A 15592-nucleotide genomic window follows, 5' to 3' on the forward strand; every position below is an offset into this window, starting at 1 on the left:
CAGCGACCAACTGTCAGAGGCGGGGCGGTGTGGGTGGGCAGGACCGTTGGCGCCATGGATGGCGCCATCGAGCCCCCAAGGAGGGGTTCACGGCGTGTCCTGCCCACCCACACCGCCCCGCCATCTACGGATAGCAGGCTTTTGCTGTTGCTTTGGCTTCAGCAGGTGCAGGGCGCAGCCCTGCCGAACACCCCTCACCGCTCCGAATGCCCGCTCTGGTCGTAATCGCGCGGACTGAACAACTCCGGCTGGATCAGCTCGATGAACGCGCGCGCCTGCGCCGACAGCGCCTTGCCCCGGCGCACGATCACCCCGTAACTGCGCTCGGGGAACCAGCGCTTCATCGACCGCGCCGCCAACCGCTCGCGGTCGGCCTCGTTCAGGCACAGCGCCGGCACGATGGAAATGCCCATGCCCATCGCCACGTACTGCTTGATCACCTCCCAGCCGCCCACTTCCAGTGCCACGGTGTAGGCGATGCGGTGGCGCTGGAACACCTGGTCAACCAGCCGGTAGGTGATCTGCCGCTTCGGCGGCAGCACCAGCGGATAGCGCGCGATGTCAGCCAGCTCCAGCTCGCCGCCACTGGCCAGCGGATGGTCGTGCGGCGCGATCAGCACCTGCTCGAAGCGGTAGGCCGGGGCGTAGGTCAGGTCGGCCGGTACATCGGTCATCGAACCGATCGCCAGGTCGGCGGCGTCCTCGCGCAGCAGGTCGGTGCCATCGGCGCTGATCGCGTTGTGCAGGGTCAGGCGCACGTCCGGGTGGTGCAGGCGGAAGCGCTCGACGATCTTCGGCAGCAGGTACAGGATGGTCGAGCTGTTGGCGGCGATGTTCAGCTCGCCCGCGTCCAGGCCGCGCACCTTGTCGCGGAAGCGCGCCTCCAGCCCGTCCAGGTTCTCCACCAGCGGCTGCGCCATCTCGTACAGCAGCTGGCCCTCGCGGCTGGGTACCAGGCGGCGCCCACTGCGCTCGAACAACGGCACCCCCAGTTCCCGTTCCAGGGCCTGCAACTGCAGGCTGATGGCCGGCTGGCTGACGAAAAGTGCCTCAGCCGCCCGTGAGACCGAGCCCAGGCGCACCGTCTGGCAGAACGCACGCAATGGCTTCAGCCGGTCGGATTTGTAGGAAAAACGCGGACTTGGCGGGGTGCGTGTGCTCATCGTGTCACGAGTATTAGCACAACTTATGTAGAACATTGCAAAAACTGTTTTGCCAAATACTCCGGCCCAGCGGCACCGTGGAGACGTTCCCCCACCGCTGGAGTCGCCCCATGTCCGCCGTCGCTTCCGCTGTTCCCACCCCTGCCAGCAAGGCTACCCCCGGCATCGCCCTGGCGACCCGCGTGGCCGGCCAGGACACCGTGCTGCCGGCGCCGCTGCTGGCCCTGCTGGTGTCGCTGCACCGTGCGGTGGAACCGGGCCGGCAGGCACGGCTGCAGGCGCGCCGCGAGCGCCAGGCGTTCTTCGACCAGGGCGGCCTGCCGGACTTCCGCGAGGACACCGCTGCGATCCGTAGCGGCGACTGGCGCGTTGCGCCGCTGCCGGCCGCGCTGCAGGACCGCCGCGTCGAGATCACCGGCCCGACCGATCCGAAGATGGTCATCAACGCGCTGAACTCCGGCGCCAAGGTGTTCATGGCCGACTTCGAGGATTCGACCTCGCCGACCTGGCGCAACCTGCTGGCCGGGCAGCGGTCGCTGGCCGCCGCGGTGCGTGGCGATCTCGACTACACCGCCCCCAATGGCAAGCACTACACGCTGCGCCCGTATGACGAGCAGGCGGTGCTGATCGTGCGCCCGCGTGGCTGGCACCTGGACGAAAAGCACGTGCGCATCGATGGCCAGTTCATCGCCGGCGGCCTGTTCGACGCGGCGGTGTTCGCCTTCCACAACGCCCGCACCCTGCAGGCGAAGGACCGCGGCCCGTACTTCTACCTGCCCAAGCTGCAGAGCATGGAAGAGGCGGCGCTGTGGGAAACCGCGCTGTCGCACATCGAAGGCATGCTCGGCCTGCCGCACGGCCAGATCAAGGTAACCGTGCTGATCGAAACGCTGCCGGCGGTGTTCGAGATGGATGAGATCCTGCACGCGCTGCGTGACCGTATCGTCGGCCTGAACTGTGGGCGCTGGGACTACATCTTCTCGTACCTGAAGACCTTCCGGCGCCACGCCGACCGCGTGCTGCCCGAGCGCGGCCAGGTGACCATGACCCAGCCGTTCCTGAAGGCCTATTCGGAACTGCTGATCCAGACCTGCCATCGCCGTGGTGCACATGCGATGGGTGGCATGGCCGCGCAGATTCCGATCAACAACGATGCCGCCGCCAACGAACAGGCGATGGCCCGCGTGCGCGCTGACAAGCTGCGCGAAGTGACCGCCGGCCACGACGGCACCTGGGTCGCGCATCCGGCGCTGATTCCGGTGGCGATGGCGATCTTCGACGAACACATGCCCGGTGCGAACCAGCACAGCGTGCTGCGCCAGGATGTGTGCGTCGGCCGCGACGAACTGATCGCACGGCCGCCCGGCACCATCACCCGCGCCGGCTTCGAAGGCAACGTGGAAGTCTGCGTGCGCTACCTGGCGGCATGGCTGGATGGCAACGGCTGCGTGCCGATCCACCACCTGATGGAGGACGCGGCCACCGCCGAGATCAGCCGCAGCCAGTTGTGGCAGTGGCTGCATACGCCGGGCCAGCAGCTGGACGATGGCACCGCCATCGACCTGGCACTGCTGGATGCCACGCTGGCACAGCTGCCGGCACGGCTGGGTGACACCGCCACGCTGCCCGGTGGCGCACGCATCGGCGAGGCCATCGCCCTGCTCGGCGAACTGAGCCGCAGCGACGAACTGACCGATTTCCTGACCCTGCCGGCCTACGCGCGCATCGACTGATCGCCGCCCGCGATTCCCGGCGTTTCCCTCCCCGCTGCACGCACGAACCGAACTGGAGAAAGACATGAGCAAGCTGCCCACTGCCGAACAGATCCAGCACGACTGGGATACCAACCCGCGCTGGGAAGGCATCCAGCGCAACTACAGTGCCGCCGACGTGGTGCGCCTGCGCGGCACCGTCCACATCGAGCACTCGCTGGCCCGCCTGGGTGCGGAGAAGCTGTGGGCATCGCTGCATGAGCGCGAGTTCGTCAACGCGCTGGGTGCATTGACCGGCAACCAGGCCATGCAGCAGGTCAAGGCGGGCCTGAAGGCGATCTACCTGTCCGGTTGGCAGGTGGCGGCCGACGCCAACCTGGCCGGGCAGATGTATCCGGACCAGTCGCTGTACCCGGCCGATTCGGTGCCGGCAGTGGTCAAGCGCATCAACAACACGCTGCTGCGCGCCGACCAGCTGCACCACGCCGAAGGCAAGGACGACATCGACTTCCTGCAGCCGATCGTCGCCGATGCGGAGGCCGGTTTCGGCGGCGTGCTCAATGCGTTCGAGCTGATGAAGGCGATGATCGAGGCCGGTGCCGCCGGCGTGCATTTCGAAGACCAGCTGGCGTCGGTGAAGAAGTGCGGGCACATGGGCGGCAAGGTGCTGGTGCCGACCCGCGAGGCGATCGAGAAGCTCAATGCCGCGCGGCTGGCCGCCGATGTGCTGGGTGTGCCGACCCTGCTGGTGGCGCGCACCGATGCCGAAGCGGCTGATCTGCTGACCAGCGACATCGACGGCAACGACAAGCCGTTCACCACCGGCGAGCGCACCGTCGAAGGCTTCTACAAGACCCGCAACGGCCTGGACCAGGCGATCAGCCGTGGCCTGGCCTACGCGCCCTACGCCGACCTGGTGTGGTGCGAGACCGGCAAGCCGGACCTGGAATTCGCACGCAGGTTCGCCGAGGCGATCCACGCGAAGTTCCCGGGCAAGCTGCTGGCCTACAACTGCTCGCCCAGCTTCAACTGGAAGAAGAACCTGGACGACGCCACCATTGCGAAGTTCCAGCGCGAACTGGGCAGCTACGGCTACAAGTTCCAGTTCATCACCCTGGCCGGGTTCCATGCGTTGAACTACGGCATGTTCAATCTGGCCCACGGCTACGCACGCCGCCAGATGAGCGCGTTCGTCGAGTTGCAGGAAGCCGAGTTCGAAGCGGCCGAGCGCGGCTTCACTGCGGTCAAGCACCAGCGCGAGGTCGGTACCGGCTACTTCGATGCGGTGACCCAGGCGATCCAGCAGGGCCAGTCGTCGACCACCGCGCTGACCGGCTCGACCGAGGAAGAACAGTTCCATGGCGGGCGCAGCGAACGCGCGGCGTGATGCGGCGCGCCGCGTGATCCGGTGGTGCCGGCCGCTGGCCGGCAACCCATCGATGTTTCCGAAGCCCATGCAGTTGCCGGCCAGCGGCCGGCACTACCGGGCTCCGGGTGATCAGGGTGGCCAGGGAAGGGCCAGACAACGCCGGCCGGTCGGGGGACCTGCCGGCGTTGTTGTATCGATGCAAGGGCGCAGCACGCGCGGAGCGTCAATCAGGCGCACCCCGGTGCCGGCAACTTGGCCGAAACCCTGTGAAACCCGGCATCGGATTGATCCAGCAGGAGTTTTGCCCGGACACCCGTGACCAGAACGGGCCATCACCGATCTTCACATCAATCAAGATCGGCAGAAGGGTCAAAATGAGATAGGGCGCACACTTTAAAGCGGTGCTATGCTCCGCGGCTCACCAGGGGACGCTGGCGGCGGGTGCAGGGAATGACCGGCAGGGGTGCGGCCGAGAACAGTGATGTGACGACAGGTATCGCCCGGGTGGCGATGGCCGAGATCGTGCACGCTCTGTTGTCCGATGCCGAGGTGGCATTGTTCGCCAGATTCGCCCGCGCATGCAAGCTCCGTGCCGGACAGTGGCTGTTCCAGCGTGGCCACCGCGGCGAGCGCATGTATGTGATCCTCGAAGGCCAGATCGAACTGGACTTCGGCGAGGACCTGGTGATCAAGACGCTCGGGCAGCACGAGTTCTTCGGAGAACTGGGCCTGCTGGTCGGCGACCACCTGCGCAGCGCCAGCGCGCGCGCGCTGGTCGACTGCGATGTGCTGGAGCTGGGCCCGGCCGATTTCCATCGGCTGGTCGAATCCGATCCCGGCCTGGTGGCCTATTTCCTGCGCCGCACGATCATGCGCGTGCTGGCCAACGAACAGGCACTGATCGCACAGCTGCGCCGGCGCAACCACGATCTGGAAACCGCGCTGGACAATCTGTACATCACTACCCATCAGTTGACCCACACCCGTGAGCTGGTGCGTACCGATGAACTGACCGGGCTGCACAACCGGCGAGGCCTCACCCTGTACCTGCAGGAGTGCCGCGAGCGGGCCGAGGGGCCGCCGCAGGCGCTGCTGCTGATCGATTGCGACCGCTTCAAGCAGATCAACGACCGCCACGGCCACCAGGCCGGCGACCGCGTGCTGCAGAGCATGGGCAACATCCTGCGCTCGATGGCCGGCGAGCAGGACCTGGCCTGCCGGCTTGGTGGCGATGAGTTCTGCCTGATCCTGCGCCGTGGCAACCGCGAGATCGTGCAGCACGCGGCCGAGTTCATCATCAGTGCGGTGCATGGTCTGCTCGAGCGCAGCCATGGCACGCCGCATGTGAGCCTGGTCAGCATCGGCGCCTGCCTGCTGGCGCCGGAGGCAGGCTGGAGCGAGTGGTATGCCTGCGCGGATCGTGCGCTGTACCAGGCCAAGCGCGATGGCGGCAACTGCCTGCGCTGGGCGGATGATCCGGACGGCCAATAGGGAGAGGCAGGCGATGAATGGCGACAACGGAACGTCAGCCCCGCATAGCCCACAGCTGCGCGCCCTGCTGTTCACCGATCTGTGTGATTCGCTGCAGCTGGTCGAGCGGATCGGCGATGTGGCGGCGGCAAGCCTGTTCCAGGAACACGATCGCCTGGTACTGGTGCTGCAGCAGCGCTGGAACGGCCAGCTGATCGATCGCTCCGATGGCTTGTTCATGCTGTTCGAGCGCGTCGTCGACGCACTGGGCTTCGCCCTGGACTACCAGCGCGAACTGCACGCGCTGGGCCAGCAGCGCGCGATTGAACTGCGCGCGCGCGCCGGCCTGCACGTGGGCGACGTGCTGACCTGGGAGAACAGTGCCGAGGCGGTCCGTGCCGGTGCCAAGTCGATGGAGGTGGAAGGCCTGGCCAAGCCGATGGCGGCGCGCCTGATGATGCTGGCCCGCCCCGGCCAGATCCTGCTGTCGGCGGTGGCCGAATCGCTGACCCGCCGTGCCACCGATGCACTGGGCGAGCGTGGCACGCGCCTGCTGTGGAAATCGCACGGGCGCTGGCGCTTCAAGGGCGTGCCGGTGGTGCAGGAAGTGATCGAAGTGGGCGAGATCGGTTCGGCGCCGCTGCGCATGCCGCGCGCCAACGCCAAGGCGCGCCGCGACCTGCCGCTGTGGCGGCAACCGCTGGTGCTGGCCGCCGAAGGCCTGATCCTTGCCGCGGCCGTGCTGGGCGGCTGGCTGCTGCTGCGGTCGGAGCCGGCCATTGCCTTCGCCGAACGCGACTGGGTGGTGCTTGGCGATGTCGACAACCTCACCGGCGATCCGATCTTCGATGACTCGATGCGGCACGCGATCCGGATCGCGCTGGAACAGTCGCGCTACGTGAACGTGCTGTCGGAAGGCAAGATCCGCGAAAGCCTGGAAATGGCGCGGCTCTCGGGCGATACCCGGCTCAACCGCGATACGGCGGTCGATGTGGCGGTGCGGGAGGGCGCGCGCGCGGTGCTGCTGCCGACCGTGCGGCAGAAGATCGGTGGCTACGAGCTGGCCATCGATGTTGCCGCACCGGGCAGTGGCCAGGTGATCCAGACCTTCACCGCCACCGCCGATCGATCCGACCAGATGGTGTTCGCCGTGGACGACGTGGTCGGTCGCCTGCGTCGCGGACTGGGCGAGTCGGTGGCCAGCCTGGAGCAATCCCTGCCGCTGCCGCGCGCCTCGACCCAGGACCTGCGCGCACTGCGCGCGTTCGCGCTGGCCGAGAGCGCACTGGGTCAGCGTCGCTTCGAAGAAGCCCGCAACCTCTACCAGGCCGCGATCGACATCGATCCCGGTTTTGCCCTGGCCTACATGGGCGTGGCCAAGCTGCATGCGCGCACCGCGCAGGTCGCGGACGCGCGTGACGCGCTGGAGCACGCGCTGGCCCAGCAGCAGCGCCTGCCCGCGCGTGAGCGCCTGTACCTGAAGGGCTGGCAGGCCGAACTGGAACCCGGTGGCTGGCCGCTGGAACAGTGGCGTGCACTGGCCAAGATCTATCCGGATTCGTTTGCTGGGCTGTCCAATACCTCCTGGGGGTTGCTGCAGGACAATCGCTTCACCGAGGCCGAGCCCTATGCGCGCGCCGCGACGGTGCCTCAGGACCCGTTGCGGCTGTATCCGACCATCCATCTGGCGCGGGCACAGCTGGGCCTCGGCCAGCCGCAGCAGGCAATGCGCACCTTGCGCCAGGCACGGATGTTGCGCGGCAATGACGAGGCCGACGACCTGGATGTGGACGTGCTGGTTGCGCAGGGCCTGGATGCACAGGCGCAGCAGCTGTTGATGCGGTTGCCGCGGGGGGACGACCTGCAACAGCGCATGCGCCTGCGGGCCCACCTGCTGGTGGCTGCGGAGCAGCGTGATTGCAGCAGTTTGCATGCCGCGATTGCTGCGGACGGTCCAGCACCGGATCTGATCGACTACCAGATCCATCAACGCCTGCAGCACGCCACCGTAACCACGCTGTGCACGGCCGGCGATGCGAAGGAGCTTGAATCCATTGCCGCCGTGCTGCGGCCGCTGCTGCGGAACAACGACGACTCCGCCGTGGGCAGCCGCAGCCTGCAGCTGCTGGCCCTGACTTATCTGGCCCAGCGCCAGGGCCAGCATGCGCTGGCCGCAGAGTGGCTGCGCGACCATGGCGAACTGCTGGAGCGGCAGCGCAGCCCTGTGGTGGGCAAGTGGCGTCGGGTTGTGTTGGCGATGGCCGAACTGGCGCAACAGCGTCCGCGGGCGGCACGCCATCTGCTCGAGCCCACCTTTGATGGCAGCGAACCTGTGCAGGCCCACGTTGTGCTGCTGCAGGCACTGCGTGCCGAGCAGGACACTGCCGGCGTGCGTCGCGAGCAGGCCTGGCTGGCCCGGCACCACGGCCAGGCCATTGCCGAGGTGGCGTCCATGCAGGTCTGGCAACCCCTGAATGTGCACGACATCGCCACCGAGGCGACGTCGGTGCGAGTGTCGCGCTGATGCGGACTCAGGCGTTGACGCGCTCGTCGATGCGGTCGGCTTCGAAGCAGAACACCACGGTCATCGAGGCGGTCGAGGTACTCAGGTACGCATGCAGCGAATCACGGGTGCGGCTCAGCTCCTCGACCGAGGCCAGGGTGCCGATCTTCATGCAGTCGTTTTCGCCAACGGCACCGTCCAGCCCGATCGAGGCCAGGGCCTTGGCCGGCGAAGCGGTGAAGTGGCTGCGGAACGCTTCGCTGCCGATCAGGTGGTCCAGCAGGGTGCTGGCGTCGGCGGCGGAAAGACGGGGATGGCTCATGGGGATTGTCCGTAGGTGGAGCTACTCCTATCGGCCGCGACAGCCTGCCATTGAGGGCCGCGCTGTGCACGTCGCTAAAGTTGGCCGCGCTGCGGTCGTTGCTGCTATGCCGGCTGTGCGGCACAAGGAAGGAAACCGATGCGCCTGCGCCGCTGCGCCAGCCTGATGTTCGAGCCTCGCGAGGCGGTCACCCTGGACCTGCGCGCGATGCTGGCCGGCCACGCCGAGATGGACAGCCAGATCAGCTGGGTGGCGCTGGCCGCCCACCTGGACCAGCCACTGCCGGTGGACGCCGAGGAGCGCCAGCTGCTGGGCGGGCTCAGCGCGCACCGCTGGAGCGAACCGCCCGCCGATGCCTGCCCGGCCATGCTGGCCCGCCTGGTCGAGCAGGGCCTGCTGTTGACCGACCCACCGAGCGAGGTGGGGCACCAGATGCGCGACGAGGCGCTGCGGCGCAGCCAGTGGTGGCCATTGGCTGCGCTGGCCCATCGCCATGCGCGCTGGCAGGCCGTGGACAGCGTGGAGGACATGCGCCGGCAGGGGTTGGACACCGCGGCCGGCCTGCGCCAGCGCCTGGGGCCGCCACCGCCGGTGGTGCAGCCCATGCAGGGCGACTACCAGCCGCTGCCGCGCAGCGAAGAGGCCGCGTTCGATGCACTGCTGGCGCGTCGCACCACCTGCCGCAATTTCGACCCGCAGCGCGCGTTGCCGCTGCCGCTGCTGGCCCAGGTGCTGCAGCGTACGCTGATGGCGCACGCGGTGCAGAAGGTCGAGCGCGATACCGAGTTCCTGAAGAAGAACGTGCCTTCCGGTGGCGGCCTGCATCCCACCGAGGGCTTCCTGCTGGTGCAGAACGTGGAAGGACTGGCGCCGGGCTTGTACCACTATCATCCGGTGCAGCACGCCGTGCTGCCGCTACCCTCGCCACCGCCGCAGGCGTTGCCTGCGATGGCGAGGCGGATGCTGTCCGGGCAGGCGTGGTTCGCCGATGCGCCAGCGCTGCTGGTACTGGCACCGCGTTATGACCGCTGCTTCTGGAAGTATCGCAACCATGCCAAGGCGCACCGTGCGGTGACGCTGGACGTGGGCCACATTTCGCAGTTGCTGTACCTGTGCGCCACCGAGCGCGGGCTGGCAGCATTCGTGACAGCGGCGATCAACGATGCCGATGTCGATCGTGCTTTTGGGTTCGATGGCATCGGCCAGAGCGCGATGGCCATCTGTGGCCTGGGCTGGCGCAGTGCCACGCTGGACACGGCCGAATTCGATCCGGCCGGGCGGGTGGCGACGGGCGACGACCGCTGAGCGGCCGCCGCCCCGGCGATCAGGTCGCCTCGAAGTCCACCAGCACCGCGCCGTCGCCGACCTGGTCGCCGGCCTTGGCACGGTAACCCTTCACCGTGCCATCGGCCGGTGCCTGCAGGGTGTGCTCCATCTTCATCGCTTCCAGCACCACCAGCGGCGTGCCGCGCTTGACCTCGGTACCGGCCGCGACCAGCGTGGCCACGATCCTGCCCGGCATGGGTGCCAGCAGGCTGCCGGCGTCGGCCACGGCGTGGTCCGATTCACCCACTGGATCATGCAGGGTGAAGCGGTGCTGGCCGTCGGCGCCGAACAGGTACAGCTGGTTACCGTCGCGCAGCAGCTGCAGCGACCCGCGGCGCTCGCCCAGCTGCACCGTTAGTCCGTGCACATCGGCCGTGCCGATCACCCGCACCGGTGCAGTGTCATCGCACTGCACGCGCCAGCCATCGGCCTGCGCCCACACCTTCAGCGTGTGCTTGCGTTCGCCCTGCTGCAGCGGCACTACGCGCGGCGCGGACGCACCGAGCCGCCAGCCATCCTGTGACCGCCACGGCGAATGCGGATCGCGCACGTCGGTGCTGGCGGGCGCCGTGCTTGCCACCGCGGCCACGGCGGCCAGCAGCCACAGGTCCGCACCCGCGTCGCCCACGGCACTCAATGCCGCCTGTTCGCGTTCGATCAGCGCCGTATCCAGCCTGGCGTGCGCGAACGAATCGGTATTCACCAGGCGGCGCAGGAAGCCGGCGTTGGTGGTCACGCCCACCACCTGGCAGTCGGCCAGGGCCTGGCTCATGCGGCGCAGCGCGGCGTCGCGGTCCACGTCCCAGACGATCAGCTTGGCGATCATCGGATCGTAGTACGGGGTGATGCTGTCGCCTTCCTCCACGCCGGTATCGACGCGCACGTTGGCCGACGCTGCCGGCAGGCGCAGGCGGCGCAGGGTGCCGGTGGAGGGCAGGAAGCCACGGTCGGCATCCTCGGCGTACAGACGCGCTTCGATCGCGTGGCCGTGGACGGCCAGCTGGTCCTGGCGCAGCGGCAGCGGTTGGCCCGAAGCCACGCGCAGCTGCCACTCCACCAGGTCGGTGCCGGTGATGTATTCGGTGACCGGGTGCTCGACCTGCAGGCGGGTGTTCATTTCCATGAAGTAGAAATCGCCGTCCGGGCCGGCGATGAATTCCACCGTGCCCGCACCCTCATAGCCCACTGCGCGTGCGGCATCGACCGCGGCCTTGCCCATTGCAGCACGACGTTCCGCGCTCATGCCCGGCGCGGGTGCTTCTTCCAGCACCTTCTGGTGGCGGCGCTGCACCGAGCAGTCGCGCTCGAACAGGTAGACCGCCTCACCGTGGCTGTCGCCGAACACCTGGATCTCGATATGGCGCGGGCGCTCGACGTACTTCTCGACCAGCACGTGGTCGTTGCCGAACGCCGAGGCCGCCTCGCGCTGGCAGCTGGCCAGCGCATCGACGAAGTCCTCGCTGCGTTCGACCTTGCGCATGCCCTTGCCACCGCCACCGGCGCTGGCCTTGATCAGCACCGGGTAGCCGATGCCATCGGCCTGCGCGCGCAGGAAGTCCGGCGCCTGCTGGTCACCGTGGTAACCCGGCGTCAGCGGCACACCGGCCTTGGCCATCAGCGCCTTGGCCGCGCTCTTGTCACCCATCGCGCGGATGGCGCTGGGCGGTGGCCCGATGAAGGTGATGCCGGCGGCGGCGCAGGCATCGGCGAAGTCGGCATTCTCGGACAGGAAGCCGTAACCGGGGTGGATGGCCTGTGCGCCGGTAGCGCGCGCGGCGTCAAGCAGGGCATCGCCACGCAGGTAGCTCTCGCGTGCGGCGGCCGGGCCGATGTGGACGGCTTCGTCGGCCAGGCGCACATGGCGTGCGTTGCGGTCGGCATCGGAATACACCGCCACGGTGGCGATGCCGAGGCGGCGGCAGGTAGCGATGACGCGGCAGGCGATTTCGCCGCGGTTGGCGATCAGGACTTTGCTGAACATGGCAACGTGCTTCATAGGAGCGTGCTCGGTCATGGCACGGGTCACATGCGGAACACGCCGAAGCGCGTCTGCTGCGGGGCGGCGTTGAGGCTGGCCGACAGCGCCAGCGCCAGCACCTGGCGGGTGTCGGCCGGATCGATCACGCCGTCGTCCCACAGGCGCGCGCTGGCGTAGTACGGGTGGCCCTGCTGTTCGAACTGGTCGCGGATCGGTGCCTTGAAGGCATCCTCTTCCGCCGCCGGCCACTGGCCGCCCTTGGCTTCAATGCCGTCGCGCTTGACCGTGGCCAGCACACTGGCGGCCTGCTCGCCGCCCATCACGCCGATGCGCGCGTTCGGCCACATCCACAGGAAGTTCGGCGAGTACGCACGGCCGCACATGCCGTAGTTGCCGGCACCGAACGAGCCGCCGATCACCACGGTGAACTTGGGCACCCTGGCACAGGCCACCGCCATCACCAGCTTGGCGCCGTCCTTGGCGATGCCGCCCTGTTCGTACTTGCGGCCGACCATGAAGCCGGTGATGTTCTGCAGGAACACCAGCGGGATGTTGCGCTGGGTGCACAGCTCGATGAAGTGCGCGCCCTTCAGGGCCGACTCGGAGAACAGGATCCCGTTGTTGGCGATGATGCCGATCGGGTAGCCGTTCAGATGGGCGAAACCGGTCACCAGCGTTGCGCCGTAGCGCGGCTTGAACTCGTCGAAGCGCGAGCCATCCACCAGCCGCGCGATCACTTCGCGAACGTCGTAGGGCTTGCGCGTATCGGCCGGGATCACGCCATACAGCTCATGGGCCGGCAGCAATGGCGCTTCAGGGGGCCGCACCGCCATCGCCGGTTCCGGCTTGCGCCAGTTGAGCTGGGCGATGATCGCGCGCACCCGTGCCAGTGCCTGCAGATCGTTGTCGGCCATGTGGTCGGCCACGCCGGAGATGCGGGTGTGCACGTCGGCGCCACCCAGTTCCTCGGCCGTGACCACTTCACCGGTGGCCGCCTTCACCAGCGGCGGGCCGCCGAGGAAGATCGTGCCCTGCTCGCGCACGATCACGGTCTCGTCGCTCATCGCCGGCACATAGGCGCCACCGGCGGTGCAGCTGCCCATCACGCAGGCGATCTGCGGAATGCCCTGCGCCGACAGGTTGGCCTGGTTGTAGAAGATGCGGCCGAAATGGTCGCGGTCGGGGAAGACTTCGTCCTGCAGCGGCAGGAACGCGCCACCGGAATCGACCAGGTAGATGCACGGCAGGTGGTTCTGCTCGGCGATCTCCTGCGCGCGCAGGTGCTTCTTCACCGTCATCGGGTAGTAGGTGCCGCCCTTGACCGTGGCGTCGTTGGCCACGATCACGCATTCCACGCCGCTCACCCGGCCGATGCCGGCCACCACGCCCGCGGCGGGCACGGCGTCTTCATACATGCCGTGCGCGGCCAACGGCGCGATTTCCAAGAAGGCGCTGCCGGGGTCGAGCAGGGCGTCGATGCGGTCGCGCACCAGCAGCTTGCCGCGCGCGGTGTGCTTGGCGCGTGCCGCCTCGTTGCCACCCAGCGCGGTGCGCGCGAGGGTGGCATGCAGGTCGTCGACCACGGCCTGCATGGCCGCGCGGTTGCTTTCAAACGTTTCGCTGCCCGGTTGCAGCTGGCTGTTCAGGACGGTCATCGCGGTGGCCTTACAGGGTGCGCTGGAACAGTTCGCGGCCGATCAGCATGCGGCGGATCTCCGAGGTGCCGGCGCCGATTTCATACAGCTTGGCGTCGCGCCACAAGCGGCCGGTCGGGTATTCGTTGATGTAGCCGTTGCCGCCGAGGATCTGGATCGCCTGGCCGGTCAGCCAGGTGGCCTTCTCGGCGGCGTACAGGATCGCACCGGCGGCGTCCTGGCGGGTGGTGCGGCCCTGGTCGCAGGCGCGCGCCACGGCATAGACATACGCGCGGCAGGCACCCAGGCCCACGTACATGTCGGCGATCTTGGCCTGGATCAGCTGGAAGCTGCCGATCGGTTCGCCGAACTGGTGGCGCTCGTGCACATAGGGCATGACCACGTCCATGGCCGCGGCCATCAGGCCCAGCGGGCCACCGGACAGCACCACGCGCTCGTAGTCCAGGCCGGACATCAGTACGCGCACGCCACCGCCGACCTGGCCCAGCACGTTCTCTTCGGGAATCTCGCAGTCCTGGAACACCAGCTCGCAGGTGGGCGAGGAGCGCATGCCGAGCTTGTCCAGCTTCTGCGCGGTGGAGAAGCCCTTCATGCCCTTCTCGACCAGGAACGCGGTGATGCCCTTGGCACCGGCCTCCATGTCGGTCTTGGCGTAGACCACCAGCACGTCGGCATCCGGGCCGTTGGTGATCCACATCTTGTTGCCGTTGAGCACGTAGCGGTCGCCGCGCTTGTCGGCGCGCAGCTTCATCGACACCACATCCGAACCGGCACCCGGTTCGCTCATCGCCAGCGCGCCGACCAGGCTGCCGTTGCACAGGCCGGGCAGGAAGCGCTGCTTCTGTTCTTCGTTGCCGTTCTTGCGCAGCTGGTTCACGCACAGGTTGGAGTGCGCGCCATAGGACAGGCCGATGCCGCCGGAGGCGCGCGAGATTTCTTCCATCGCCACCACGTGGGCCAGGTAGCCCATGCCGGTACCACCGTATTCTTCTTCCACGGTGAGGCCGAGCAGGCCCTGTTCGCCCAGCTTCGGCCACAGGGCCAGCGGGAACTGGTTGCTGGCATCAGCCTCGGCGGCCAGCGGTGCGACCTCGGCGGCGGCAAAATGGGCCACGCTCTGGCGCAGCAGGTCGATGTCTTCGCCAAGATCAAAGTTCAGGGATGGCACGTGCATTGTGGTGGCTCCACGGCGGGATGGCAGGGAATGGACGCACCCGGCGGGGGAGCGGGCGGCGGTCGGCAGGACCGCCACCCGCACGGGCGATGGCCCCAGCGTAGCGGGGTTCGGATAAGAAGTGAATACGAATTCAAAAATTGAAACTAGAATCAGAACATGGCCTATAAACGCTCTGCATTGATGGAAGAACGCCTGGCGGGCGCCCGTGAACGGATCCTGCTGGCCACCCGCGAGCTGGTCGCCACCGGCGGCTGGCGCAACGCCCCGGTGACCGCCGTGGCGACCCAGGCGGGGGTGTCCACCGGCCTGATCTATCGCCACTTCCCGTCCAAGGCCGAGCTGTTCGTGGAGGTGCTCAACGCCGCGGTGGCCCACGAGGTCGCGATCATGGAGCGCATCGCCAGCGGTCCGGAGGTGGCCAGCGAGCGCCTGCGGCTGGCAATCACCGCCTTCGTCCGCCGCGCCCTGGCCGGGCCGGGGCTGGCGCACGCCTTCATCGTCGAACCGGTCGATCCGGACGTGGAGGCCGAGCGCATGCGCGGACGTCGCGCGTTCGGCGACGTGTTCCTGCGGCTGGTGGAGGAAGGCGTGGCCGCCGGTGAGCTGCCGGCGCAGGACGCGCATGTGGCCGCCGCGTGCCTGGTCGGCGCCTTCACCGAAGCGATGGTCGGTCCGACCGCGCCCAGCCGCGAAGCGCACCGCGACGAAGACGCGCTGGTGGATGCGATCTGCAGCTTCTGCCTGCGCGCGATCGGTGCCCCGGTAATCCGGTAGCGCCGGCCGCTGGCCGGCTTCTGTTGCTGGGGTCAGATCCCTTTTGCGGCGCAAAAGGGATCTGACCCCATCCCCGACCCCAGCCCCCGGCATGTTGCGCCGCACCAGCAGTGACGCCTGTTGTCGCACGCAAGGCGCGTTCT

11 protein-coding genes are annotated in these 15592 nt (G+C 68.1%); 6 read left to right on the forward strand and 5 right to left on the reverse strand.

Annotated features, from left to right (window positions below; translation table 11 throughout):
- Window positions 1–194: 194 nt before the first annotated feature.
- On the reverse strand, window positions 195–1163 hold the full coding sequence (locus ACT6SE_RS22440) for a LysR family transcriptional regulator (protein WP_046427979.1): 969 nt from the start codon (window positions 1161–1163) through the stop codon (window positions 195–197).
- 110 nt (window positions 1164–1273) lie between these two features.
- On the opposite strand from ACT6SE_RS22440, the gene aceB reads away from it, so the two are divergent.
- From aceB to ACT6SE_RS22460, 4 genes are all read left to right on the forward strand, one after another.
- A complete protein-coding gene (gene aceB / locus ACT6SE_RS22445) occupies window positions 1274–2896 on the forward strand; it encodes a malate synthase A (protein ID WP_046427982.1) in 1623 nt (540 codons plus the stop codon).
- Between the two features lie 64 nt (window positions 2897–2960).
- Window positions 2961–4262 carry an isocitrate lyase gene (aceA, locus tag ACT6SE_RS22450; RefSeq protein WP_019337654.1) on the forward strand — a complete coding sequence of 434 codons (1302 nt, stop codon included), beginning with the start codon at window positions 2961–2963 and terminating at the stop codon, window positions 4260–4262.
- 432 nt (window positions 4263–4694) lie between these two features.
- A complete protein-coding gene (locus tag ACT6SE_RS22455; RefSeq protein ID WP_046427986.1) occupies window positions 4695–5735 on the forward strand; it encodes a GGDEF domain-containing protein in 1041 nt (346 codons plus the stop codon).
- 13 nt (window positions 5736–5748) lie between these two features.
- Entirely contained in the window at window positions 5749–8238 is a 2490-nt protein-coding gene (locus ACT6SE_RS22460; protein ID WP_046427990.1) for a putative peptide modification system cyclase, read from the forward strand.
- A gap of 7 nt (window positions 8239–8245) precedes the next feature.
- On the opposite strand, the gene ACT6SE_RS22465 is transcribed toward ACT6SE_RS22460, so the two are convergent.
- A complete protein-coding gene (locus ACT6SE_RS22465; protein WP_014645567.1) occupies window positions 8246–8539 on the reverse strand; it encodes an NHLP-related RiPP peptide in 294 nt (97 codons plus the stop codon).
- Between the two features lie 138 nt (window positions 8540–8677).
- Here ACT6SE_RS22465 and ACT6SE_RS22470 point away from each other — a divergent pair, with 138 nt between their 5' ends.
- Window positions 8678–9844, forward strand: coding sequence for a putative peptide maturation dehydrogenase (locus tag ACT6SE_RS22470; protein WP_046427993.1), 1167 nt, complete (start codon window positions 8678–8680; stop codon window positions 9842–9844).
- Between the two features lie 19 nt (window positions 9845–9863).
- Here the strand turns inward: ACT6SE_RS22470 and ACT6SE_RS22475 are convergent, their stop codons facing one another.
- Genes ACT6SE_RS22475 through ACT6SE_RS22485 form a run of 3 tightly spaced genes read right to left on the reverse strand, consistent with a single transcriptional unit; the run spans window position 9864 to window position 14672 of the window.
- Window positions 9864–11879: an acetyl/propionyl/methylcrotonyl-CoA carboxylase subunit alpha gene (locus tag ACT6SE_RS22475; protein ID WP_414616865.1), complete on the reverse strand. Its 2016-nt coding sequence runs from the start codon at window positions 11877–11879 to the stop codon at window positions 9864–9866.
- Window positions 11880–11887: 8 nt separating this feature from the next.
- A complete protein-coding gene (locus tag ACT6SE_RS22480; protein ID WP_046427997.1) occupies window positions 11888–13498 on the reverse strand; it encodes a carboxyl transferase domain-containing protein in 1611 nt (536 codons plus the stop codon).
- 10 nt (window positions 13499–13508) lie between these two features.
- Window positions 13509–14672: an isovaleryl-CoA dehydrogenase gene (locus tag ACT6SE_RS22485; RefSeq protein ID WP_014645571.1), complete on the reverse strand. Its 1164-nt coding sequence runs from the start codon at window positions 14670–14672 to the stop codon at window positions 13509–13511.
- Window positions 14673–14831: 159 nt separating this feature from the next.
- On the opposite strand from ACT6SE_RS22485, the gene ACT6SE_RS22490 reads away from it, so the two are divergent.
- The gene (locus ACT6SE_RS22490; protein WP_014645572.1) at window positions 14832–15449 is read left to right on the forward strand and encodes a TetR/AcrR family transcriptional regulator; all 618 of its coding nucleotides are present in this window, start codon (window positions 14832–14834) and stop codon (window positions 15447–15449) included.
- Window positions 15450–15592 lie beyond the last annotated feature (143 nt).

This window comes from Stenotrophomonas sp. LC732, assembly GCF_052446685.1.
Lineage (GTDB): Bacteria > Pseudomonadota > Gammaproteobacteria > Xanthomonadales > Xanthomonadaceae > Stenotrophomonas > Stenotrophomonas muris.